Source organism: Bacteroidota bacterium, assembly GCA_016720935.1.
Classification (GTDB): domain Bacteria; phylum Bacteroidota; class Bacteroidia; order AKYH767-A; family 2013-40CM-41-45; genus JADKJP01.
This window is the reverse complement of record JADKJP010000007.1, coordinates 561,499-585,537: the sequence shown is the minus strand read 5'-3', so window position 1 is coordinate 585,537 and position 24,039 is coordinate 561,499. Positions and strand designations below refer to the sequence as shown.

Genomic DNA, 24,039 nt, shown 5'->3' with positions numbered 1-24,039 from the left:
AGTGTTGTTAAAGGATCGATTTTTCAGTGATGATTTTGTAATTGGGATTAGATCAAAATAAGGGTTGCTAAGTATTATTCATTATATTCGTTACATAAAACAGATGAACATGAAACCATTCTACTTGCGAATATTTCCGGCAGTTTTAATTTCTATGTTACTCGGTTCCGGTTACGTTGAGGCACAGGTGACAATTAATTATGGATTGACACCACAGCAACTGGTGCAGACGATGCTGGGAATCGGTGTGTCCGCAACCAATGTTTCACTTACCGGAACATTGAGCGCTACAGGAGCTTTCATAGAACCTTCGAACAGTTTTAATATCCGAAATGGAATTGTTCTGACTACCGGAAGTCCAAGCCGGATACCGGGACCGAACAATATGGATAGCGCTTCCGTAGATAATTTACTTCCCGGAGATTCTCTTCTTGATTTGTATACCACCGCATTCACTCAGGATGCGACGATCCTTGAATTTGATTTTGTTCCCACTTCCGATTCTATTGCATTTAATTATGTGTTTGGTTCGGAGGAATACAATGAATTTGTAAATTCCGGATATAACGACATCTTCGGTTTTTTTATCAGTGGTCCGGGTATCAATGGTGTTCAAAATATCGCCTTGGTTCCTGGTACAAATACTCCTGTCTCCATTGACAGTATCAACAATGGTTATGCTCAGGTTGGGACTCTGCCAACCGGTCCGTGTACCAATTGTCAATATTATGTTGAGAATAGTGGGGGTCAAATCCTGCAGTACGATGGTTACACCACCCGCTTAACTGCAGGAACACATGTTCAGCCCTGTGCAACCTATCATCTTCGTCTTGCCATCGCGGATGCGGGAGATGGAATTTATGATTCGGGAATATTCATCCAGGCTGGTAGTTTTAAATCAACAGCTGCTTTTAACCTGCAATACAATGGCGTTTCATCGCCTTCTATCATTAATATTTGTCCTGGAGAATGTGTAACTCTTTCCGCTCCTACGCTTCCAAATTATTTGTGGAGCAATGGAGATACCACACAAACAACACTTGCTTGTTCTCCGGCATTTTATAGTGTGTCCACGACAGTGGGTACCTGTCATGCCGCTTCGAACCTGGTGAGTGTACGGCAGGTAACAGCTCCACCGGTTCCTTTGCTGAGTCTCTCTAACGATACTGCCTACTCATCCATCAATACCGGCCCGTATGGTTACCAGTGGTACAATGATTCAACAGCAGTGAGTGGGGCCACTTCTCCGAATTTATTACTTCCTTATTCAGGATGTTTTAGTCTGGTCATCACGGATGTAAACGGATGCTCGTCTACCAGTGATTCTATTTGTGATTTATCCGTTGGCATTGGTGAAGCCGCACAAATGGTATCGCCATTTGAGTTCCACCTGAATGGTGATCAATCTCTCGAGGTGACAATTCAACATGGAACAGAAGGAGCTTTGACAATTTCTGATCTCAATGGCAGAACAGTTTATTCTGAAGTTGTTAAAGAAGGAAGTATGATCATTCCGGTTCGGAATTATTCAAAAGGAATCTACTTTGTGACCCTGTCCAATTCAAAAAATACATACAGTAAACGAGTTTATCTGGATTGAAAAGAAACTGAAATAATACAGATTGATATAAAAAAGGGCAGAAAACTTTCTGCCCTTTTTTATTTGCTTAAAATTAGTTCGCGTTTTATTTCACTTCTCTCATGAGTTTGCGGACAAATGGAGAGATCACGATCATCACCAATCCGGCAATCACCGCGTAAATGGCGAGTTGCTTGTAGCCTTCCGTATAAGACATGATTTTTTCTACCGGTGTTGCATTTTCATTGGGAGAAACCATCCCCGCGCCGAGTAATCCCGCGGCATATTGTCCGTAAGCACTCGCGAGAAACCACATTCCCATCATTACACCAACCAGACGTTTGGGTGATAATTTTGTCATGATCGACAATCCGATCGGGGAGAGGCACAATTCACCAACAGTAATGACCAGATATGCGAGTGTGAAGATGTTCAATGAAGTTTTATTTTCCGCATTGATAAAAAAGCGTGAGCTGTAAAATACGTAGAATGATAAACTGAGGAACAAGAATCCCAATCCAAATTTCACTACAGTATTCGGTTCCAGTTTGCGTTTGTTCAGCCAGAGCCAGATCAAACCTACAAGCGGACTGAAGAGGATGACAAAAAGCGCGTTCACTGCGTTGTTGATTTCATTCGGATCCGCGGTATAACCCATCAACTTGTTGTGGACACTATAGCGGGCAAACAAACTCAGTGATCCTCCGCTCTGTTCAAAGAATGCCCAGAATAAGATGGAGAACAGGATAAATACCATTGCCGCTGAGAGTTTCATCACTTCCTCCCTGGTACTTTTCGTCATTTCGAAAATGATATACAGGATAGTCAGCGGACCAACAGTATACATGAACATATCGGAGTAGCTCGAATTGGAAATGAGCAGGAGTATAAAAGGAATTACCAGCAATCCACCTGCATAAACCATGAATTCGTACATTCTTCTCCGCGATGGTGTGAGTTCCTTTTTCTGCAGCAGGGGAGAAAGACCGATCGGGCCAAGTGTTCTTTGAGTGAAAGAAAATATCAGAAGACCGAGTACCATGAAAATTCCGGCGAGGGAAAACGCGTAATTCCAGTTGTAATTATTGGCAACATACATACACAGAAACCCTCCCATGAGGGCTCCAATATTGATACCACTATAGAACAGTGAAAATCCGGCATCACGTCTTGGGTCGCCATCTTTGTAGAGCGCTCCAACCATGGTAGAGATATTCGGTTTGAAAAAACCTGTTCCTACGATGGTGAAACTGATACCGATGTAATAAAGAGTATCCGGAGAAAAAGCGAGCGTGAAACTTCCAATGATCATCAGCAATCCTCCCCAGAAAATGGATTTTCTGAATCCGAGGATTTTATCGGCGAACAAACCACCGATAAATGCCATGGTATACACAAATGCCTGAATGGCTCCGTATTTCAGGTTGGCTTCTTTTTCAGACATCAGAAGTTTTTCTACCATAAAAATGGTGAGCATTCCTCTCATACCATAAAAAGAAAAGCGTTCCCACATTTCCGCAAGGAATAAATACCAGAGCTGCTTCGGGTATTTTCCTTTGAAATCCTGGATCTCTTCGAGTGTTTGATTCATAGTGAAGGGTTTGGTTTTTAAGAAATCATCAGGACAAATTGCTGTCCATCTGATGCGCAATGTAATTTTTTTCCTTGAAAATACTTGTTTCCAGATACATTTCGCAATAGCACGATGGTTAAATCCATAAAAAAAGACCGTCTTGTGGACGGTCTTTAATGCACTTCGTATTTTAATTTAAATTGTTCCCGCTCCGTGGCAGTTTTTGAATTTCTTGCCACTACCGCAAGGACAAGGATCGTTGCGACCAACCTTTTGTTCAGCCCTTACAGGTTGAATCTTAGGTGGGGCAGGAGGACCCGGTTGTGTACCCGGACGATTGGAAACTGATGGCGTTTCTGCTTTGTTAGTACTGACGTTCTTTAAATCCTGTTTTGGCAAAGGACGGGCTTCTTTCACCTGGTTAGGATCCTGCTGAGGAATGATTCCTTTGAAAAGGAAAGAAATGATTTCCCTGTTGGTTTCATCCATCATTTGTTTGAACAATTCAAAAGATTCGAATTTGTAAATCAGCAATGGATCTTTTTGTTCATAGACAGCATTCTGTACAGATGTTTTCAGATCATCCATTTCACGCAGGTGTTCTTTCCATGCGTCGTCAATCATGGCAGCTGTGATCAATCGCTCAAATGCTATTGCCAGTTCCTTGCCGTGTGTTTCGTAAGATTTCTTCAGGTTGGCAACAACCTGAATTCCCTTAAGACCGTCGCTGAATGGAATGACAATATTCTGAATGGTCGCGCCCTGATTTTTATACACGTCATCGATAAACGGCCAGGTGCGCTCGATCAGCATTTGTGTTTTATGCTTGTAGTATCGCTGTGCTTCGTTGAAGATTTTTTCAGTGCTAACCTCAGCTTTTTCATTCATGAATTGCTGCTCGGTCACCGGACATTCAATGGAAAGTACACGAATGAGATCAAGTTGCAATGCCTGGAAATCGCGGGTTTCGATGTGCTGATTTACCAGCGCCTCGCAGGTATCGTACACCATGTTGCTGATGTCAATACTTAATCGTTCTCCGAAAATAGCATGACGGCGTTTGGTGTACACCACTTCACGCTGTGAATTCATCACGTCATCATATTCGATCAAACGCTTACGAATTCCGAAGTTATTTTCTTCTACTTTACGTTGTGCACGTTCGATCGAAGAGGTGATCATGCTGTGTTGAATCACTTCACCTTCCTCGATTCCCATGCGATCCATGAGTTTCATGATTCGTTCCGAACCAAAGAGACGCATCAGATCGTCTTCCAACGATACATAGAACTGTGAAGATCCCGGATCACCCTGACGTCCAGCACGACCACGCAACTGCCGGTCAACACGACGTGATTCGTGTTTTTCAGTACCGATAATTGCAAGACCGCCGGCTTCTTTAACACCCGGACCAAGTTTGATATCGGTTCCCCGACCAGCCATGTTTGTCGCGATGGTTACTGTTCCGGCAAGACCGGCTTCAGCGACAATCTGTGCTTCACGCTGGTGCTGTTTCGCGTTGAGTACATTGTGTTTGATGTTCCGGAGTTTGAGCATCCGGCTCAGCAATTCAGAAGTTTCAACCGAAGTTGTACCGACGAGTACCGGTCGGCCCGCTTTCACAAGCAATTCAACTTCTTCGATAACCGCGTTGTATTTCTCGCGTTTTGTTTTGTATACTTTATCTTCTGTATCCTTACGAATGACGTTACGGTTTGTCGGAATCGTTACGACATCCAGTTTGTAAATGGTCCAGAATTCCTGTGCTTCCGTTTCCGCTGTACCGGTCATACCGGCCAGTTTGTGGAACATACGGAAGTAGTTTTGAAGTGTGATCGTCGCGTAAGTCTGTGTCGCCGCTTCGATCTTTACATTTTCTTTCGCTTCAATCGCCTGGTGTAATCCGTCGGAGTATCGACGACCATCCAATACACGGCCGGTTTGCTCATCGACGATTTTAATTTTACCATCAGCAATGATGTATTCAACATCGCGGTCGAAGAGAGAATAAGCTTTGAGCAATTGATTGACTGTGTGGATACGCTCGGATTTGATTCCATATTCACGCATCAACTCATCTTTTTTGGCAAGCTTGTCTTCAGCCGCGGCTGCTGATTTTTCAATTTCAGCGACAATGGAACCGACATCCGGAAGGATGAAGAAGTTTTTATCTTCACTGGAAGAGGACATCAGCTCGATCCCTTTTTCCGTGAGTTCAATGTTGTTGTTTTTTTCGTCAATTACAAAGTATAGGGTTGCATCCGCCTTATGCATTTCTTTCTGCTGATCCTGCATGTAGAAATTTTCAGTTTTGCGCATGATTCCCATGACACCTTGTTCACCCAGCAACTTGATCAAAGCTTTGTTTTTAGGCAATGCTCTGTAAGCTCTGTAGAGACAAAGTCCGGCTTCGTCTTCTTTTTTCTCGGCAAGTAATTTCCGTGCATCCGAAATGAGCGTGTTCACATAATCACGCTGCGCTTTCATCAGCAATTCAACTTTTGGCTTATAAATATCGAATTCGTGATGGTCTCCACGAGGAGTTGGCCCGGAAATGATCAATGGTGTACGGGCATCGTCAATGAGGACGGAGTCAACCTCATCCACAATCGCGAAATGGTGTCCGCGCTGAACCATATCTTCTGCCGCACGGGCCATGTTGTCACGGAGATAATCGAAACCAAATTCATTATTGGTTCCATACGTAATATCAGCAAGGTAGGCATCACGTCTCGCGACAGAGTTCGGTTCGTGTTTGTCAATGCAATCTACAGTAAGACCAAGAAACTCAAACAAAGGCGCGTTCCATTCGGAGTCACGTTTCGCGAGGTAGTCGTTGACAGTAACGATGTGTACTCCACGACCGGCCAGCGCGTTCAGGTAGATTGGGAGCGTAGCTACAAGTGTTTTTCCTTCACCTGTTGCCATCTCAGCGATTTTTCCCTGGTGGAGGACAACACCACCGATAAGCTGTACATCATAATGCACCATGTTCCAGGTGATCATGTTTCCGGCTGCAACCCATGAATTACTATAGATAGCTTTATCGCCATCAATTTTTACATTGTCTTTTTTCGTTGCAAGCAAACGATCAATGTCGTTGGCTGTAGCAGAGAGCGTTTCATTTTCCGTAAATCGTCTTGCCGTTTCTTTTACAACAGCGAATGCTTCCGGAAGAATTTGAAGTAATACTTCTTCGGTTTGTTTGTTCCGGTCCTTTTTCAGTGCATCGATTTTTCGATACAAATCTTCCTTCAGGTGCAACTCCAGATCGGGATCATTCTCTGCCTGATCTTCCAGGGATTTGATTTCCGCATCTATATCTTTTAAAAATTCAGAAATTTTATAACGAAACTCATGTGTTTTCGCCCGCAACTGATCATTGCTCAGGTTTGCAAGTCCGGTGAATGCGGTTTTCGCCTGCAACACCAGTGGCATGATTTCTTTCAGGTCACGGTCGCTCTTGCTTCCGAAGAATTTGGTCAGGGCTTTATTGAATATTCCAATCATATCAAGGTGAGAAATAAGGGTCACAAAAGTACTCTTTATTTAAGAGATAAAGAAGTATGTCATTTTCATGTAAATAAAGCACTTATGGGATGAAATCAGGCTTTGGATTAAGTTCTTTTCTTATTTTTGAAATTCAGGTCCAAAATCCTGTCGCAATCAAATGAAAAAGAACTCATTATTTTCCCTGATCATTTCAGGCATTTTTTTACAGATTTCTGTTTCCGCTCAGCCGTGGATGAAGCCTTCACTCACCTCCGTGAGAAAAGAAGCACAGAAGCCTAATTTCTACAGTGTTCAGGAGAAATTTAACAATTATTGGAAAGATCGTGATGTGTCCATGAAGGAAGAAGAAAATGCAGAAGAAGGAGGCTATCAGCAGTTTAAAAGATGGGAATGGTTCATGAAACAAAGGACTTTTCCCAGTGGACAATTTCCTCAGCCGGATATTTTGTTCAGGGAATACAAACGTTATCAGCAGGAGCATCCGGTAGCCAACCAGAGAACTTCGTCCCCTAACTGGAGTTTTATCGGACCCGCGGTAGTTCCGGGTGGTGGTGGTGGAGCCGGACGGGTAAATGTCATTCGTTTCGATCCGAACAATTCCCAAAATATTTTTCTTGGTGCGGCATGTGGCGGACTTTGGAAATCAACCGATGGCGGACAAAGCTGGTCAACCAATACGGATCTTCTCCCAGCACTCAGCATTGCCGATATGGCCATCAATCCCAGAAATACGGATACCATGTACATTGCTACAGGCGACGGATATGGTTATGAATATCTGAATGATTTCTGGGGTGGAACATACAGTGCGGGAGTGTTGATGTCGGTTGATGGTGGAGTGACATGGAATTCAACTGGCTTAACTTATTCTCAATCACAGACTGATATTATTCAACGTATTGTCGTTAGTCCAACACACCCTGAAATTGTGATGATCGCGACGCGCAATGGGATCTTCCGTTCCACAAATGGAGGAGCAACGTGGAGCCTGGTTCAGTCCGGTCACTATTATGACATCGAATTCAATACCTCGAATGCGGATGTTGTTTATTCAACAGATAATTCTTCTTTGTACCGTTCATTAGACGGTGGTCAAACCTGGACACAATTGTATCAGGGTTTATGCACCGGTCGCATCTCGATTGCAACCACAGCCGCAAATGATAATGTAATTTACGCTCTGTGCGAAACAGGAACTTTCTATCGATCGAACGACGGAGGAGTGAGTTTTACGCAACCCGGTTCGCCGCAGACTACTTTTTACGGCTATTATGATTGTGTTTTAGCCGCTTCACAAGTGGATGAAAATACGGTGTATTGCGGAGGATTGGGAATTTCAAAAACAATTGATGGTGGAAGTTCATGGCAGAGTGCCGCAAATACCGGTGGTGGAGTTGATTATGTGCATGCCGACAATCATTTTCTCGATTTTCTACCGGGAAGTAACACGACAATTTTCTCAGGTAACGATGGTGGAATTTTTAAAACAGATGATGCAGGATCAAGCTGGACAGACCTGAGTAATTCGCTTGGTATCAAACAATATTACCGCATGGGACAGAGTACCACTGATCCTTACCTGATTTATGCGGGAGCACAGGACAATGGAACGGATCGTTTGAAGAATGGTGTCTGGGAGCAAGTATCCGGTGCCGATGGAATGGAATGTCTTGTAGATTATACGAATGATGATGTCGTGTATGTCTCTTCACAGAACGGTTATGTTCAGCGTTCAACAGATGGAGGAACTACATTCAACTTTATTGCTCCCGGGGGTGGTGCATGGGTGACACCTTACATCATAGATCCGGTTGATCCGCAAACTTTGTATGGCGGCTTTTTTGACCTTCAAAAAACAACAGACGGTGGCAGCACCTGGAATTCGATAACTTCGAACGCGACATTTAACGGAGATGTGATAGCTATTGCCATTGCAAGATCCAATACCAATGTGCTTTACGCAGCATCATTGGGAGCGATTTTTCGTACCGACAATGGAGGAGTTTCCTGGACAGATATCTCTCCCGGTCTTCCTGTAAATTCAGTAGGTATCACTTCCATTTCGGTATGTGATACGAATCCTCAGAAAGTATGGGTGACTTTTACGGGCTATTCTGATGGAGAAAAAGTTTACATGTCAACAGATGGAGGAACGAACTGGAATAATATTTCCGGAACACTTCCGAATATTCCGGTGAACTGTATTGTTTATCAAAACCAAAGCGATGATGTGCTGTATATAGGAACTGATTTCGGAGTTTTCTATCGTGATTCCGCCGCATTCGATTGGATACCCTACAATGGTGGCTTGCCTAATGTGATGGTGAGTGAAATGGAAATTCATTACGGTGCCGGAAAATTGCGTGCGGCAACTTATGGTCGTGGTATCTGGGAAGCTGATTTGAACGGAGCTGTGCCAATTCTGTTGGATGCAGGAATTTCTCAAATACTTTCTCCGGGAGGAACATCTTGTGATTCACAACAAATTCCTCAATTTAAAATTCGCAATTATGGCTCTGATACATTATTTACAGCAAATGTGTATTATCAACTTGATGGTGGTACGCCACAATTGTATGTATGGACAGGAGCGCTGAGCAGGGGAGACGAAGATCTGATCACACTTCCTGTGCAAACCTATACCGGCGGAAACCATGTATTCTCAGTGTATACTTCTGATCCAAATGGAGGAACTGATCAGTATGCATTCAATGATATTCGTTCCATCAGTTTTAATGTGAATACAATTCAATTCCCTATTCCATTCACCGAAGATTTTCAGGCTGCATTACTTCCTCCTGCGAACTGGACATTAAATGATCCTTCAGGGTTACTGCTGCTCGACAATACGACAGGAGGATTCGGATTGTCGTCAACATCTGTCTATGCTAATTTCTTTTATGTTGCAAATGGAAGTGTTGGTGCCTTGTCAACTCCACAATTTGATTTGAGTAATGCGATAGCTCCGGCAATACTCTCCTTTAACCTTGCCTATGCACCTTATGGAACAGGATTTGACGATTCACTGGTCATTTCTGTAAGTTCAGATTGTGGAACCACTTTTAATCGCATTTATGAGAAAGGTCCTCTTGACATAGCAACTACTGCTCAAAATTCAAATGTTTTTATTCCCGGGCCTTCTGACTGGAGAAGAGATTCAATTGATATAACTTCCCTCATAGGTAATTCAGGAGTTCTGTTTCGTTTTGATGCCATCAGTGGTTATGGTAACAATTTATACCTGGACGATATTAATGTAAGCGATGCAAGTACAGGGGTGAATAGCGCCGAACTCAGTGACAAGGTGATGGTTTATCCTAACCCTGTAACAGATGTTTTGAAAATAGCATTCAATGCTGCAGCAGGAAATACATATTTCGTGCGCATCACAGATGTAACCGGCAGACAAGTGATGTCTAAGGAAATCAGATCATCATCCGGATTAATAAATACTGTACTCGATCTGTCCGGACTGGAAGCTGGAATGTATCAATACAGCATTCTTAAGAACAATACAGTTCAGCATTCGGGAAAAATCATAAAATCCTGATACAAAAAAAGGAGCCACTAAGGCTCCTTTTTTATTGTGCTTTGTTTTTTATTTATTGACGAATGAAGGTGGTACTGGTAATACCTTTTTCATTTTCATAACTCATGATGTAAAGACCGGAAGCGAGTTCTTTCACAGGAATTGTCATCCCGGAATTTTCTGAAACAGCTATTGTTTTCAAAATTCTGCCGGAAAGATCTTTGATCTTCAGTAAACCTGAATTGTCTTCAGTAGTAAAATGAACCATCAGGTTTTCGCTTGCAGGATTCGGGTAAAGGCTAAACATTTTTTGTGAAGTCAAGTCGGTTGTGCCATCCGTAAAACAGATCTGCCCGAATTGATTGATTTGTAAGGATGAATTAAATAAAGCGGTGCTTTCGTTTAAAACAATTATTTGCTCATTGGCACCAGTACTATCGGTGAATGTATTGATGTTCACAATCGCAGGGAAGTTGGTTTCATAACACCCGCTGAATCCGGCAGTATCAGTTTTGACGAAATAAGCATCTCCGATATTGCCAGTCTGGAAACCAATGGTGTATCCCGCCAAAGCATAACCATCATTGGTCGCGACCATGGAATAACATTCGCTGGTAGCAGTTACATCGCCGTAAGTACGTGCCCAGATTAGATTACCATCCGTGTCAATTTCTTCCAGAAGGTCCTGATTGATCACATTCAATGAATCTCCCACATTGGTGAAACCGGCTATTACAAAATTCCCATTTGCTGTTTGCCGCACAGTCGAAGGCCTTTCGTATTGCAGTCCGCCATAATTGAAGTTCCAGACAACATTGCCTGCGGCATCCAGTTTGAAAATATTCTGATCAGTACCGCCCGAAGTGTTTACAACAGATACACCCGCCACAATATATCCTCCGCCAGGAACATTTTCAATCGCGTATGACCAATCGGCGCCGATAGTTCCATAGCGTTTGCTCCAGATAATATTCCCTGTACTGTCAAATTTCGTAACGTAGTGATCGAAGTTTGTACCACCGCTCACATTGAATGTTCCGCCAACTGCGATAAATCCGTCGTCAGTTTTTGCTCCTTTGTAAAAATAATTGGAGATCGTAGTGCTGCTGATGTTCGTCCAGAACTGATCACCACCCGCATTGATCTTCATGGCCAATGCTGATTTTAAAACAGAACCAAAACTCCATGTATTGCCAAGGATCACATACTGATCGTTGCCAATATCAACAATAGATTGAGCCTCATCATAATCACTACCGCCGAATACTTTTGACCACATGATGAATCCTGCATCATCCACTTGCATCACAAGGATGTCGGAATAAACTGAGTCAATTGGTGAACTGTACGTTGTTCCAACCAGCAGGAAAGTACCATCCGCAAGCTGAAGCGCATCGCTGATGAAGTCGTCTTTGTAGGCGTCAATTTTTGAAGACCATACGAGATCGCCATTTGCGTTGAGACGAAATAAAGTTACATCAGTACTGTCGAGCATGTTTGGTCCTGTACCACCGGCAAGCAAAAATCCGCCATCAAAAGTGTGGACCACAACCTGTGCGTCATCCAGATTCACATCACCGTACAAAGTTTGAAATTTAACTTGTGCATTTCCGGCAACTGCAATCAGAAACAAGTAGGAGAGGAGTAGATATTTTTTCATGAAAATTTATTTATTACCAAAGATAATTGAAATTTGATCTTAAGAAAAAGGGGACAATAAAGTCCCCTTTTGAATGTTTTCTATACTATTTGACTAATACTCGTCTTCGTTGAAGAAGAAGTCATCCTTGGTTGGATAGTCAGGCCAGATTTCTTCGATGCTTTCGTAGGCTTCACCTTCGTCTTCCAGTTCCTGGAGGTTTTCAATGACTTCAAGAGGAGCGCCGGAACGAATCGCGTAATCGATCAACTCATCTTTAGTTGCCGGCCATGGAGCATCTTCAAGGTGCTGTGCAAGTTCGAGGGTCCAATACATTTTTTATTGATTAGAAGGATGTTGATCCTTTTTAAGGGTTGCAAAAATAGAAAAATAATAATCACTTGTATCGGGTTTCTCATTTTTCCGGATTTGTTGGAAAGGCTTGCCTGACAAGGATTTGCAAATAAAAATCGGTGTTATGATCACTTTCCCGGAATCCAGGGTGTTTCTTTTGAACCGGTTTCGGCGCTAAGTTTCCTGGATAAGACAAAAAGGTAGTCGGATAATCGATTCAGATATTTTAAAATAAGCGGAGAAACATGATCCGTCTCTGATAAATAAACAACACATCTTTCGGCACGACGGCAAACGGTTCGGGCCAGATGGCAATAAGAAACAATCGGGTTTCCTCCGGGTAATACAAAGTGTTTCATTTCCGGTAATGTACTTTCCATCTCATCCATAGCGTTTTCAAGAAGGAGGACATCCTCCTCTGTAAGTTCAGGAAGTTTCATTCGGGAAGTTTCAGGGTCAGCTGCAAGTTGAGAACCAATGATAAAGAGGCGATCCTGAATGGTGAGCAGCAAGGTGATATGTCCGGAAGCAATCGCCTGATCACGCAAAAGTCCAATCCAGCTGTTTAGTTCATCAATGGTTCCATAAGCATCGATTCGCTTGTGATTTTTGGAAACACGGGTTCCTCCAATCAAAGAAGTCTTGCCTTCGTCACCCTTTTTTGTGTAAATCTTCATGAGTATGATAGAAAAGATTGCGAATCAAACAGGCGCTCCGGTTCTGACAACTTTCGGATTGGGCTGATCGGATTCAATGAGTCCGTCTTTGATCCGGATAATCCTGTAGGCATGACGGGCAATGTCTTCTTCGTGTGTAACAACAATGATGGTATTTCCTTTTTGATGAATTTCTTCAAACAAGGCCATGATTTCCTCCGAAGTTTTGGAATCAAGGTTCCCTGTCGGTTCATCCGCAAGAATAATAGAAGGTTTGTTTACAAGCGCGCGCGCGACAGCGACACGTTGTCTTTGTCCACCGGACAGTTCATTCGGTTTGTGTTTGACACGATCACCCAGGCCGACATCCTCCAAAGCAGTCATCGCTCTGTTAACCCTCTCATCTTTGCGGATCCCTGCATATACGAGTGGCAGAGCTACATTGTCCAAGGCAGAGCTTCTCGGGATAAGATTGAATGTCTGGAAAATGAACCCGATTTCTTTGTTACGGATTTCGGCGAGTTCATTATCTGCCATGGAATTCACTTGTTTATTGTTTAGAATATACTCTCCGCTGCTTGGAGTATCCAGGCAACCGATGATATTCATGAGCGTTGATTTTCCGGAACCGGAAGGTCCCATCAATGCGACATATTCGCCTTTTTGTATCGACAAAGTAATGGATCGTAAAGCGTTTACTTCCTCTGTACCGATTACATAACGACGGGAAATATTTCTGAGTTCAAGCAATGCCATAAACAGGAATTCTTTGGGCAAATGTAAACGTTAAAATGTTATCAAAACGTTAGAGAAGGAATTAGAATTTAAGGACAAAATGTTGTCTCGGAATGCCACTTCTGAAAAAGATCAGACCCAATTGGAACAAATCAATGCTCAGTGTAACCCTTGGATTAGCTTTGATGGTGTTCCAGGCTGCTTCCATTTCCCTGCTCCAGTGTATATCGTCAAAGATAAAGATCGTATCATTCCCTGCATGCCGGAGAGCCTGGTTGAAGTAGAAGAGTGTAGCGTCTCGTTTGTGATTGCCATCAAAAAAGACCATTCCGGTTTCTCCGATATTTTCCAATACACTGGAAAGATTCAGGCCAAAATCTCCGGTAACAACCCGGATATTTTCCATTTGAAACAAATCGAAATGTTCCCTTGCTTTATTAGCAGTTTCCGGACAACCCTCCATGGTGATAACCTGAGTTTTCCTGTAAGGTGAGGCTAAGTAGAGTGTCGTAATTCCCAATGAAGTTCCAAGTTCCAATATGTTCTTTGGATGGAAATGATTCACCAGCCGGAACAACAATTGACTGCATCGTGCAGATTTCAGAAATGTACCCGCGATGTATTTAACCTTGAGAGACCTTTTTTGATTTCGCTCTCCACCGGTTCCCAGATCTGTAACACTAAGAATGGATTCATCCAGTAAAAGTCGGGCTCTTAAAGCTTCAATTTTATCATAGATGTAAAAGGGCGTTTCATCCCTGATTACGTCGTTTAGTAAATCGAAAACAAATGGAGAATGAACATCATGGGCTGTTCCGCCCATGAGTTTATATTTCAGGAAATGTGTCGCAGAAAAAAATTTATCCACCCTGCGAAGATAAAAGAAAGGCTTTTTGTTCCCAGTCCGGATCCTGCCGATTTGAAATTTTTTATAAACGAATTGCATCCATGAATTTGTGCCGGGTACTTTCCAATGAACCATTGACTTTCAATACGCTGTACTTAAGGCTGAAGAGTTTGGATTAATCTTGGTTTTTTCCTGCTTTTTATGCTGCGATTTATGGAAATCAACCTTTGAATTTTATTCAAAAAAAAGGTCTCAGGGCTTAAATCATTTTCATAAAGATCAATTATTGCTATTTTTGTGAATTCATTATCTTCTATATGAGCTCGATTGCAGAAATACATGCCCGTCAGATTCTGGATTCCAGGGGTAATCCAACGATTGAAGTAGATGTAATAACAGAAAATGGCGCTTTTGGACGCGCTGCAGTCCCTTCGGGGGCTTCTACCGGCGTTCATGAAGCTGTTGAACTCAGGGATGGTGACAAACAAAAATACCTTGGCAAAGGTGTTTTGAGAGCTGTTTACAATGTGAACAAAGCCATTAACGAAGAGCTCAAAGGTTTCCCTGTTTCTGATCAGCGCCTGATTGATATGGCCATGATCAAACTGGATGGAACCGAAAATAAATCCAACCTGGGAGCCAACGCGATCCTGGGCGTTTCACTGGCTTGCGCGAAAGCGGCAGCAATGGAAAGCAATCAGCCACTTTACCGTTATGTCGGCGGAGTAGATGCCAATGTGCTGCCTGTTCCGATGATGAATATCCTCAACGGAGGTTCACATGCTGATAACAGCATCGACTTCCAGGAATTTATGATTATGCCTATTGGCGCACCTAGTTTTAGTGAGGCTTTACGCATGGGCACAGAGGTGTTCCATCACCTCAAAGCAGTATTGAAGAAAAAAGGACTTTCTACAAATGTTGGTGATGAAGGTGGTTTCGCTCCAAACATCAAATCGAATGAAGAAGCGATTCAGTCGGTCCTCGATGCGATTGGTGAAGCGGGATACACGGCAGGTAAAGATATTTACATCGCGATGGATGCAGCGGCCTCGGAATTCTTTGATGAGAAAGCCGGAAAATACATATTCAAAAAATCCTCCGGTGATCAGCTGAGTCCGGAACAAATGGCTCAGTACTGGGCCAACTGGATCGAAAAATATCCGATTGTTTCTATTGAAGACGGACTGGCTGAAGATGACTGGGATGGTTGGAAAAAGCTCACAGATCTGGCCGGGAAAAAAATTCAGCTGGTAGGTGATGATTTGTTTGTGACCAATGTGAAACGTCTGAATGAAGGCATTGTAAAAGGAGTTGCTAATTCAATTCTTGTTAAGGTGAATCAGATTGGTACATTATCTGAAACCATTGATGCGGTTAACCTGGCGCATCGAAACAGTTATTCATCAGTGATGAGTCACCGTTCAGGAGAAACCGAAGACAGTACCATTGCTGATCTTGCCGTTGCTCTGAAAACCGGACAAATAAAAACCGGTTCCGCTTCCCGTTCCGACAGGATGGCTAAATACAATCAATTGCTGAGGATTGAAGAAGGACTGGGAGAGACAGCACATTTTGCAGGGAAAGATTTTAAATTTGTAAAGCGTTAATTAAAACATTAACCCGGATAATTTCGTTTGATGGATCAGGAAACGTTGGATAAACTGGCTACGGGTGAGTACTCAATTTCACCGCGTAGTGGCCGTTTAAGAAAAAAGATCAGGCTGAAAAAGAAATCACCTTTTTTCTCGAAACGGAGAATGAAAAAGTGGGGACGTTTGGCCTTGTGGATATTCCTGATTGCCGCATTTATAGTCAGTCTCGTCATTGTTGTTCCTGAACTTAACATTACCTCTGTGAACAAACAGGAAAATATAGAAAAGTCCAAGAAAATTTACACGCCACCGCGTTAATCTGAAATTCGTTTACATTCATCCTCCTTATTTTTTAATACATATCTCTCTTGAAAACCGATAAGATAAAAGACAAATTCGCGAAAATAGCTCTGCCTATGGCGGCTGAGCTGAAAGATTTCATTAAAGAAAATGGAAACCAGGTCATCGGTTCCTACACGATTGAGCAGGTGTATTCAGGAATGAAGGGGATGATCGGGATGGTAACGGAGACCAGCAAACTGGATCCTGAAGAAGGTATTCGTTTCCGTGGTTACAGCATTCCTGAACTGCGCGAGAAACTCCCGAAAGCAACGGGCGACAGTGAACCTTTGCCGGAAGGAATCTTCTATCTCATGCTCATGGGTGAATTACCTACTGAGGACGATGTGCTCCAGGTGAGTAATATCTGGGCACGCAGAAGCAATGTGCCGAAGTTTGTTTTCGACATGCTTGACAGTTTGCCTTTGAATCTGCACCCGATGACGCAGTTCAGTATGGCCATCATGGCTTTGCAAAAGGAATCGGTGTTCGCTGCCGCTTATCGTAAAGGTTTAAATAAAAAAGAATACTGGGATCCGATGTACGAAGACGTGATGAACCTCATCGCACGTCTTCCCCGCATCGCCGCATATATCTACCGCCGTACTTACAAAAACAATGTGCACATCGAGCCGGATCCAAAACTGGACTGGGCCGGAAATTTCGCGCACATGCTCGGATATGATGATTACGATATGAAACGCCTCATGCGTTTGTATCTCACTATCCACGTTGACCATGAAGGAGGAAACGTTTCCGCGCACACGACACATCTTGTTGGCTCAGCGCTGAGTGATGCTTATCTGTCTTTCGCTGCAGGGATGAACGGTCTGGCAGGTCCATTGCATGGTCTCGCAAATCAGGAAGTGATTCGCTGGATCCTCGATCTCCGTAATTATTACGATGGAGCTGTTCCAACAAAAGAACAAATCCAGGATTACGTGATGAAGACCATGGAAGACGGAAAAGTTGTGCCGGGTTACGGGCATGCTGTATTGCGTAAAACCGATCCGCGTTTTATCGCTCAAATGGAATTCGCGAAGAAATATATTCCTGAAGATGTGAACTGCAGAATTGTACACCAGGTGTACGAGGTGGTTCCTCCAATTCTCGACAATATTAAAAAGATCAAAAATCCATGGCCAAATGTGGATGCACACAGCGGAGCTTTGCTGATGCATTATGGTATGGATGAATATGATTTCTATACTGTACTCTTCGGTGTTAGCCGTGCTTTAGGTGTATTGGCATCATTGCTCTGGGATCGCGCACTTGGACATCCGATTGAACGTCCGGGTTCAGTAACCACAGATTGGATGAAAAGCAAGGCAGCGAAAGCAGCGGTATAATTTTTCTTTTTTCTTATTTATTCAGTCCATTCTGGTTTATAAAATGGCCAAAGAACGTATTCGTTGTCCGTGGTGTCTTTCCTCTGAACTCATGATGGAATATCATGATGCAGAGTGGGGAGTTCCCGTGCATGATGATGAAAAACATTTTGAATTTATTTTGCTCGATACTTTTCAGGCTGGACTGAGCTGGAGTACAATCCTGAACAAGAGAGAGAATTTCAGAAAAGCTTTTGACAATTTTGATTATGTCAAAATTGCAAAATATAAAGAACCAAAAATTCAGAAACTCCTGAATGATGCAGGGATCATTCGCAATAAGCTGAAGGTGTATGGCACCGTCAACAACGCGCAACGTTTTCTTGAGATTCAAAAAGAGTTTGGAACTTTTGATAAATACATCTGGCAGTTCACCGGCAACAAAGTAATCGATCACAAATACAAGACGCACAAAAACATCAAACCTTCTACAAAAGAATCCGACAACATGAGCGCCGATCTGTACAAACGCGGTTTTAAATTTGTCGGTTCAACCATTTGCTATGCCTATATGCAGGCAGCGGGAATGGTCAATGATCATTTGGTGGATTGTTGGAAGTATAGAGGTTGAGGTTCGAAGATCTGGATAATGGTTGTTGAGTTATTGAGTTATTTGGTTATTGAGTTATTGAGTTAGCTTTCGTCCCTCGTCCCCCGTCCCTCAGATCCCCATTTCAAACAACACCGATTTAAATTCACTCAGCATCATTGCTGTCGCGCCCCAGACGGTTTCGTCTTCAAAATAATAAACAGGGGTGTGAATGATGTGTCCGGTGCCTAACTTGATGTCTTTTTCGCCCAGACTGCTTTCATCCATCAGTTTATCCAGATCGAGTTCGATGATTTTCGCAACTTCATTTTTATCAGGAACAAAAAGCGGACGATAGGGAATCGTTCCGATGTATGGATGAACAAGAAAATTACTTGGTGGAATGTAAAGCTCAGTGAGTTTGCCGATAATGGTGATGTCCTTTTGCGCGGCACCGATTTCTTCTTCAGTTTCACGCAGAGCGGTAGCTTGTAAATCAAGATCAGGCGATTCGTATTTGCCTCCGGGTAAACCTATCTGACGGCTGTGAACACCATCGTAATCAGAGCGGAGGATGAGCGGAAATTTTATCGTGCCTTCGTCTTCAAACAACAAAATCAAAACACTTCCCCAACGGGCGTCTTCCGGAATTTTGTAGCGGGAAAGATTCAGTCTTCTTTCCGCATGAGCCATTTTTAGCTGTGCTTCCCGGCCAGGAAGTGGCAGGGCCAATCGATGTTTAAGACTTTTGCTGAAAATTTCCAGCATAAATGAGAGTAGAATTAATTTGTTACCGGCATTTTCGCCGCGCTTCCGTTTCCGGCAGGGATAACGACACGCTTACGTTCTCCAATCTGTTGACGCCACATCGCGTAATACAAACCCTTTGATTCGAGCAAATCATTGTGTGAACCGGATTCAATAATTTGTCCTTTCTCAAGAACAAAGATTTTATCGGCATGCATGATGGTACTCAGGCGGTGAGCAATCATGATGGTGATGTGCTCCTTGCGTGATGTAAGAGCACGAATGGTATCTGTAATTTCTTCTTCAGTAATCGAGTCAAGTGCGGAGGTCGCCTCGTCAAAAACCATCAGGTTGGGTTGACGTAACAAAGCACGGGCTACTGAAAGCCTTTGCTTTTCACCACCGGAAACCTTTACACCACCTTCACCAATCACTGAATCCAGACCCTTCTCGGCTCTGGCCATCAGGTTCTGACAGGCTGCTTTCCTCAGCACATCCATGCATTGCTCGTCGGTAGCATTTGGATTTACAAAGAGGAGGTTCTCGCGAATAGTTCCGCTGAAGAGCTGTGTATCCTGTGTAACAAAACCAATTTGTTCACGAAGTTCATCCTTGTTGATCTGATCACCGGGAATTCCGTTGTAAAGAATTTTTCCCTGTTCAGGGATGTACAATCCAACAAGCAACTTGACTAGTGTCGTCTTGCCGGCACCGCTTGGCCCTACAAAGGCAACAGTTTCTCCGCGACGAACCTGAAAGGAAATATTTTCCACCGCATTGTGCGCACTGCTTTGATGGCGGAATGATACATTATCGAAACGAAAATCTTCAATTCTGCCTATACTTTTCGGATTAGCCGGACGCGGCTCAATTGGTGTATCGAGAATAGTCTGGAAGTTTGCAAGCGATGCCTGTGCTTCACGATAGATGGCAATGACATTACCAAGTTCCTGCAAAGGTCCGAAAATGAAAAAGCTGAAAAAGGTGAGCGTAAGAAGTTTTCCCGGTGTAATCACATCCTTAAACACCAAATAATACAACAGGAATAAGAATGCTGTGCGGAGAAAATTTACAGTCGTTCCCTGCACAAAACTCAAACTGCGGATATACCGGACTTTCTTCAATTCAAGTTTCAGGATTTTTCCTGTGATGGAATTCAACCGACTGACTTCCTGATTGGCAAGTCCGAGACTTTTTACCAGTTCAATATTGCGTAAAGATTCAGTTGTTGAACCGGCAAGTGAAGTGGTTTCTCCAAGAATTACTTTCGAGATTTTTTTGATGTTTTTGCTGAGCAGACTGCTGACAATTCCAAGTAAAGGAACGGTTACAAGAAATACAGGAGCAACAAGCCAGTGAACTGTAAAAGCATACCAGATCACGAAAATCAATCCAACTAATGTCTGAAATACGACACTTATAAAGGCTGTAATAAATTTCTCTGAATCGGTTCGTACTTTCTGGAGTTTGCCGAGCGTTTCACCACTGCGCTGATCTTCGAAAACCTGGTAGGGAAGTTCAAGAGAGTGGCGGATTCCATCTGTATACATTTGTGCTCCGGAGCGCTGTACAACAACATTCACGAAATAATCCTGAAAATTCTTGGCGATACGACTGACCATTGCAACACCCATTGATGCCAACAGCAGCAGCATAATATCATGGGCGAAATTTTTGTTCGGGTCATTACGATAGTCTGAAATGTGAACACCAAAACGATCCATCATTTTTCCCGCAATCAGCGGGTCCATAAGGGAAAAGCACTGATTCACAGCCGCCAGCAGGAGTGCCAGCAGTACATATTTCTTGTGATTGCGGAGGTAAGATAAAAGTAATTTCATGGGAGATAGAGGGGGCCAAAGGTACTTATTTATGGACGATTCTGGCGTGAATTTATTTCATTCTTTGATCAAATAAACGTGGGCTTTTCAACCGGAATTTTTAATAAAATCCAAGAATGAGAATATTAATGTGATAGTTTGCGTTCCATAAATAGTTCATTGGATTGGAATTTAGATTTCGCAAGATGTTAATAAATAGCTTCTGCTCATCTAATTGGTGAATTGAACTTCTATAATTTTGTATAAAACAATCAATTGCTGAAAAAATGATGAAAAAAGTAATTCTTGGATTAGCCTTTATGGCTTCGTACGCATTCTGTTCCGCTCAACATGTTGTAACGATGAAAAGCGGAGAGAAAATGAACGGAACAGTTCAGTCTCTGAACAATGGCACTGTGGACTTTTTGTATAAAGGAAACAAGATGAAACTGAATGTTGAGGATATTTATTCAATCAATTTTTCAGAATCGGAAGCGGCAAAAGCTGCTACCGGCGCGGAATCTTCCGCGGCAGCTCCAAGAGAAATCGGGGAGAAGCAAATTACTGCAGGATCATATCTCGTCCGTTATAAAGTTGCCGACCGTAAAATTGCCAAAGCCCCGCGCATTGATAATCTTACTCAGGACAAAGGAACTGTTGTGGTTGAAATCAGTATTGATAAATACGGACATGTCACCAAGGCAACTCCCGGCGCTCCCGGTTCCAGCACGAACAATGAATACCTTAAAACCAAAGCGAAGCAAGCTGCGGAAAGCGCGCTGTTTGACAATGTGCCAACAGCTCCTTTGGAACAAAAAGGTTACATGATCATCGTTTTCTAATTTAGAGATAGCTTTAAAAGAAAATATTTTCTTTTTCACAGAATTTTTTATTGCCGGAATCAGCGATACATTTTTTTGTATACTGTCTGCATGCCGAAAGATCGCATTACAGACAACCTGATTAAAGGCCGGGGCGCGCAACTGAATACGCGTAATAAATACTTGCGTCAGGAACTGGTTACGGAACACATCGAAGGTCTCGATGAGGCACTCGAACTTTCCCATACAACGCAGTATTTCCTCGAGTATCCAAAAAAAATGATCAACCGGATCGATAGTCCGGATATTCCTTCTGATTATTCAATGAATCCCTACCAGGGATGTGAGCATGGCTGTGTTTATTGTTATGCAAGAAACACACATCAGTATTGGGGCTACTCCGCAGGACTTGATTTTGAATCCAAGATCCTTGTAAAACCGGAAGCTCCAACCTTGCTGGAAGCTGAGCTGCGAAAAAAATCCTGGAAGCCTGCGGTAATCATGCTTTCGGGAAATACAGATTGTTATCAGCCCGCGGAACGTAAATGGAAACTTACCAGAAGAATGCTTGAGATTCTTTTACGCTTCAGGAATCCCGTGAGTCTGATCACAAAAAATCAGTTGATACTCCGTGATCTTGATTTACTAAAAGAACTTGCAGCATTAAGCCTTGTTCATGTTGCTGTCAGTATTACATCTCTTGATGAGGATTTGAGATTGCAACTGGAGCCAAGAACAGCTACTGCTAAAAATCGACTGAAGGTTATTGAAGTTTTGAGTCAGCACAATATCCCTGTGACCGTCATGGTTGCTCCGATTATCCCTGGTTTGAACAGTCATGAGATTCCAGCAATCATCGAAGCAGCCGCAGCATGTGGTGCACGGAATGCAGGCATGACCATCGTTCGTTTAAATGATTCTGTCGCGGAAATTTTTACCAACTGGATTCATAAAACCTATCCTGACCGTGCCGAAAAAGTACTCCACATGATCGCCGATTGTCATGGAGGTAAATTGAGTGACAGTCGATTTGGGACACGTATGAAAGGTGAGGGGAAAATCGCGGAAAGTATCCGTCAGTTACTTCATCAGAGTGTAAACCGTTTCATGGCAGATCGTGAAATTCCTCCTTATAACAAATCGCTTTTCAGAGTTCCATCGGCAGGCGGACAGATGGAATTGTTTATGGAAGAATAAATATTGTGTTCGAATTTAATCTCTGGAAAATTCAGCAAGCCCATTCAATTCTTCATTCACATTGTTGATCCATTTTTTCTGGGCAGCTTCAATCAGACCATGTTCTGTTTCCTCATCGTAAAGATTCTGATTAACCTGATAAGCTTTCCAGGCTTCTTCAAAAAGAGCCTTTATCTGATTGTCGGAATTCAAAAGCGATAATGGGGTTTCTGAAATTTTCTTCCGGAGTTTTCTGACAAACAATTCACAAATGTCAAAATGCAATTGTTCGTGGGTTAGCAGCGGTGCTTCCTTTTTATCCGGATGAACCCAGGATTCTTTTTTCGCGAAACAGGCGAAGATGCTGATCTGTAAAATCATGGTTTGATCCCTGAAAGTTGGCACTCCTTTGTAATCAAACAAACAATGACTTTGCGCACTGAATGGAGAAGATTTGTCAGGAGAAGATTTGAAATCATCCCAGTTTAATCTGTATTCTGATGTCCAGCGAATGGTATCTTTTTTTGATTCCTTTTCTGATGCATCCATTCTGACAAATTCTACCGAAATGTTTTTACAGAGCGCAACTTGTCCCGGGTTTTGGTTCACCCAATCATTGAAGCTTTGGAATAAACTTTTAAATGTTTGACGCAGGATAGTTTCAGGCATGGATTTAGGAAAACCTCTTGCCTGCATTTGTGGAGTTCCGCTTGTTTGAAAAAGATCAATTTCCTGTCCTTCAAGAATTCTGTAAAAATGAATTTTGAAATCGAGACTCAGGGTGTGTTTAATTGCAGTTCCGGGATCCTTAAATTTAAAGTCATCAATAGCGATCCAGATTGGAATTTTGCTTGTGTCAGCCGGCATGCAATTAGAAATCCAGCTCAACAGACTTTTTTGTATGTCTTCTTCAAATACCACGTCAACCGGATTCTTGCTTCCCTCCATTAAAATTTTTCCATTACTCTTTGTATCATGCCTTTTATCGTCAACTCCACAGATATAAAAAGCACCGGACCGGATGCCCCAGTCTTCCGGCTTTAGGGATATAGTATAGCTGCGCTCCTGAGAAAAAGTGATGAGCGGGCAGAGAATTAACAGAACAATCAGATATCTTTTCAACATTTGCTTTGATGTACAGGATTTTGCCCCGAAAGATAAGAATCCGTCAGGATACAGGAAGAGTTCGATAGGAGGTT

Annotated in this window: 18 protein-coding genes; 8 read left to right on the top strand and 10 right to left on the bottom strand. The window is 42.8% G+C overall.

Annotated elements, in window-relative coordinates:
- Positions 1-109 precede the first annotated feature (109 nt).
- Entirely contained in the window at positions 110-1,600 is a 1,491-nt protein-coding gene (locus tag IPP86_16600) for a T9SS type A sorting domain-containing protein (GenBank protein ID MBL0140121.1), read from the top strand.
- A gap of 85 nt (positions 1,601-1,685) precedes the next feature.
- Here the strand turns inward: IPP86_16600 and IPP86_16595 are convergent, their stop codons facing one another.
- Positions 1,686-3,170, bottom strand: coding sequence for a peptide MFS transporter (locus tag IPP86_16595; protein MBL0140120.1), 1,485 nt, complete (start codon positions 3,168-3,170; stop codon positions 1,686-1,688).
- 177 nt (positions 3,171-3,347) lie between these two features.
- Positions 3,348-6,662 (bottom strand): preprotein translocase subunit SecA, encoded by a 3,315-nt coding sequence (secA, locus tag IPP86_16590; protein ID MBL0140119.1) that lies wholly within the window; start codon positions 6,660-6,662, stop codon positions 3,348-3,350.
- A 160-nt stretch (positions 6,663-6,822) separates the two neighbouring features.
- Here secA and IPP86_16585 point away from each other — a divergent pair, with 160 nt between their 5' ends.
- Complete coding sequence (locus IPP86_16585; GenBank protein ID MBL0140118.1) at positions 6,823-10,215, top strand: T9SS type A sorting domain-containing protein; 3,393 nt, start codon at positions 6,823-6,825, stop codon at positions 10,213-10,215.
- A gap of 52 nt (positions 10,216-10,267) precedes the next feature.
- Here IPP86_16585 and IPP86_16580 read toward each other — a convergent pair whose 3' ends face one another.
- The 5 genes from IPP86_16580 to IPP86_16560 form a co-directional block, all read right to left on the bottom strand.
- A complete protein-coding gene (locus IPP86_16580) occupies positions 10,268-11,854 on the bottom strand; it encodes a T9SS type A sorting domain-containing protein (GenBank protein ID MBL0140117.1) in 1,587 nt (528 codons plus the stop codon).
- A 93-nt stretch (positions 11,855-11,947) separates the two neighbouring features.
- Positions 11,948-12,169, bottom strand: a complete 222-nt coding sequence (locus IPP86_16575; protein MBL0140116.1) for a DUF2795 domain-containing protein — start codon at positions 12,167-12,169, stop codon at positions 11,948-11,950.
- Positions 12,170-12,315: 146 nt separating this feature from the next.
- Complete coding sequence (locus IPP86_16570; protein ID MBL0140115.1) at positions 12,316-12,864, bottom strand: cob(I)yrinic acid a,c-diamide adenosyltransferase; 549 nt, start codon at positions 12,862-12,864, stop codon at positions 12,316-12,318.
- Between the two features lie 24 nt (positions 12,865-12,888).
- A complete protein-coding gene (locus tag IPP86_16565) occupies positions 12,889-13,593 on the bottom strand; it encodes an ABC transporter ATP-binding protein (protein ID MBL0140114.1) in 705 nt (234 codons plus the stop codon).
- 67 nt (positions 13,594-13,660) lie between these two features.
- On the bottom strand, positions 13,661-14,401 hold the full coding sequence (locus IPP86_16560; GenBank protein MBL0140113.1) for a class I SAM-dependent methyltransferase: 741 nt from the start codon (positions 14,399-14,401) through the stop codon (positions 13,661-13,663).
- A gap of 341 nt (positions 14,402-14,742) precedes the next feature.
- On the opposite strand from IPP86_16560, the gene eno reads away from it, so the two are divergent.
- The 4 genes from eno (at position 14,743) to IPP86_16540 (ending at position 18,318) form a co-directional block, all read left to right on the top strand.
- Positions 14,743-16,035 (top strand): phosphopyruvate hydratase, encoded by a 1,293-nt coding sequence (eno, locus tag IPP86_16555; protein MBL0140112.1) that lies wholly within the window; start codon positions 14,743-14,745, stop codon positions 16,033-16,035.
- Between the two features lie 30 nt (positions 16,036-16,065).
- Positions 16,066-16,338: a hypothetical protein gene (locus IPP86_16550; GenBank protein MBL0140111.1), complete on the top strand. Its 273-nt coding sequence runs from the start codon at positions 16,066-16,068 to the stop codon at positions 16,336-16,338.
- 98 nt (positions 16,339-16,436) lie between these two features.
- On the top strand, positions 16,437-17,708 hold the full coding sequence (locus IPP86_16545; GenBank protein MBL0140110.1) for a citrate (Si)-synthase, eukaryotic: 1,272 nt from the start codon (positions 16,437-16,439) through the stop codon (positions 17,706-17,708).
- A gap of 43 nt (positions 17,709-17,751) precedes the next feature.
- Entirely contained in the window at positions 17,752-18,318 is a 567-nt protein-coding gene (locus IPP86_16540) for a DNA-3-methyladenine glycosylase I (GenBank protein ID MBL0140109.1), read from the top strand.
- 90 nt (positions 18,319-18,408) lie between these two features.
- Here IPP86_16540 and IPP86_16535 read toward each other — a convergent pair whose 3' ends face one another.
- The gene (locus IPP86_16535; protein ID MBL0140108.1) at positions 18,409-19,044 is read right to left on the bottom strand and encodes a CoA pyrophosphatase; all 636 of its coding nucleotides are present in this window, start codon (positions 19,042-19,044) and stop codon (positions 18,409-18,411) included.
- 14 nt (positions 19,045-19,058) lie between these two features.
- Positions 19,059-20,864, bottom strand: a complete 1,806-nt coding sequence (locus IPP86_16530) for an ABC transporter ATP-binding protein (protein MBL0140107.1) — start codon at positions 20,862-20,864, stop codon at positions 19,059-19,061.
- 266 nt (positions 20,865-21,130) lie between these two features.
- Here IPP86_16530 and IPP86_16525 point away from each other — a divergent pair, with 266 nt between their 5' ends.
- On the top strand, positions 21,131-21,685 hold the full coding sequence (locus IPP86_16525; protein MBL0140106.1) for a hypothetical protein: 555 nt from the start codon (positions 21,131-21,133) through the stop codon (positions 21,683-21,685).
- A 90-nt stretch (positions 21,686-21,775) separates the two neighbouring features.
- Positions 21,776-22,861 carry a PA0069 family radical SAM protein gene (locus tag IPP86_16520; GenBank protein MBL0140105.1) on the top strand — a complete coding sequence of 362 codons (1,086 nt, stop codon included), beginning with the start codon at positions 21,776-21,778 and terminating at the stop codon, positions 22,859-22,861.
- A 15-nt stretch (positions 22,862-22,876) separates the two neighbouring features.
- Here the strand turns inward: IPP86_16520 and IPP86_16515 are convergent, their stop codons facing one another.
- The gene (locus IPP86_16515) at positions 22,877-23,965 is read right to left on the bottom strand and encodes a hypothetical protein (protein MBL0140104.1); all 1,089 of its coding nucleotides are present in this window, start codon (positions 23,963-23,965) and stop codon (positions 22,877-22,879) included.
- Positions 23,966-24,039 lie beyond the last annotated feature (74 nt).

What these genes read in the sequence shown, in the direction of transcription:
- IPP86_16600 (MBL0140121.1), top strand. Translation starts at nt 110, where the DNA reads ATGAAACCATTCTACTTGCGAATATTTCCGGCAGTTTTAATTTCTATG.
- IPP86_16595 (MBL0140120.1), bottom strand. Translation starts at nt 3,170, where the DNA reads ATGAATCAAACACTCGAAGAGATCCAGGATTTCAAAGGAAAATACCCG.
- secA (MBL0140119.1), bottom strand. Translation starts at nt 6,662, where the DNA reads ATGATTGGAATATTCAATAAAGCCCTGACCAAATTCTTCGGAAGCAAG.
- IPP86_16585 (MBL0140118.1), top strand. Translation starts at nt 6,823, where the DNA reads ATGAAAAAGAACTCATTATTTTCCCTGATCATTTCAGGCATTTTTTTA.
- IPP86_16580 (MBL0140117.1), bottom strand. Translation starts at nt 11,854, where the DNA reads ATGAAAAAATATCTACTCCTCTCCTACTTGTTTCTGATTGCAGTTGCC.
- IPP86_16575 (MBL0140116.1), bottom strand. Translation starts at nt 12,169, where the DNA reads ATGTATTGGACCCTCGAACTTGCACAGCACCTTGAAGATGCTCCATGG.
- IPP86_16570 (MBL0140115.1), bottom strand. Translation starts at nt 12,864, where the DNA reads ATGAAGATTTACACAAAAAAGGGTGACGAAGGCAAGACTTCTTTGATT.
- IPP86_16560 (MBL0140113.1), bottom strand. Translation starts at nt 14,401, where the DNA reads ATGGGCGGAACAGCCCATGATGTTCATTCTCCATTTGTTTTCGATTTA.
- eno (MBL0140112.1), top strand. Translation starts at nt 14,743, where the DNA reads ATGAGCTCGATTGCAGAAATACATGCCCGTCAGATTCTGGATTCCAGG.
- IPP86_16550 (MBL0140111.1), top strand. Translation starts at nt 16,066, where the DNA reads ATGGATCAGGAAACGTTGGATAAACTGGCTACGGGTGAGTACTCAATT.
- IPP86_16545 (MBL0140110.1), top strand. Translation starts at nt 16,437, where the DNA reads ATGGCGGCTGAGCTGAAAGATTTCATTAAAGAAAATGGAAACCAGGTC.
- IPP86_16540 (MBL0140109.1), top strand. Translation starts at nt 17,752, where the DNA reads ATGGCCAAAGAACGTATTCGTTGTCCGTGGTGTCTTTCCTCTGAACTC.
- IPP86_16535 (MBL0140108.1), bottom strand. Translation starts at nt 19,044, where the DNA reads ATGCTGGAAATTTTCAGCAAAAGTCTTAAACATCGATTGGCCCTGCCA.
- IPP86_16530 (MBL0140107.1), bottom strand. Translation starts at nt 20,864, where the DNA reads ATGAAATTACTTTTATCTTACCTCCGCAATCACAAGAAATATGTACTG.
- IPP86_16525 (MBL0140106.1), top strand. Translation starts at nt 21,131, where the DNA reads ATGATGAAAAAAGTAATTCTTGGATTAGCCTTTATGGCTTCGTACGCA.
- IPP86_16520 (MBL0140105.1), top strand. Translation starts at nt 21,776, where the DNA reads ATGCCGAAAGATCGCATTACAGACAACCTGATTAAAGGCCGGGGCGCG.
- IPP86_16515 (MBL0140104.1), bottom strand. Translation starts at nt 23,965, where the DNA reads ATGTTGAAAAGATATCTGATTGTTCTGTTAATTCTCTGCCCGCTCATC.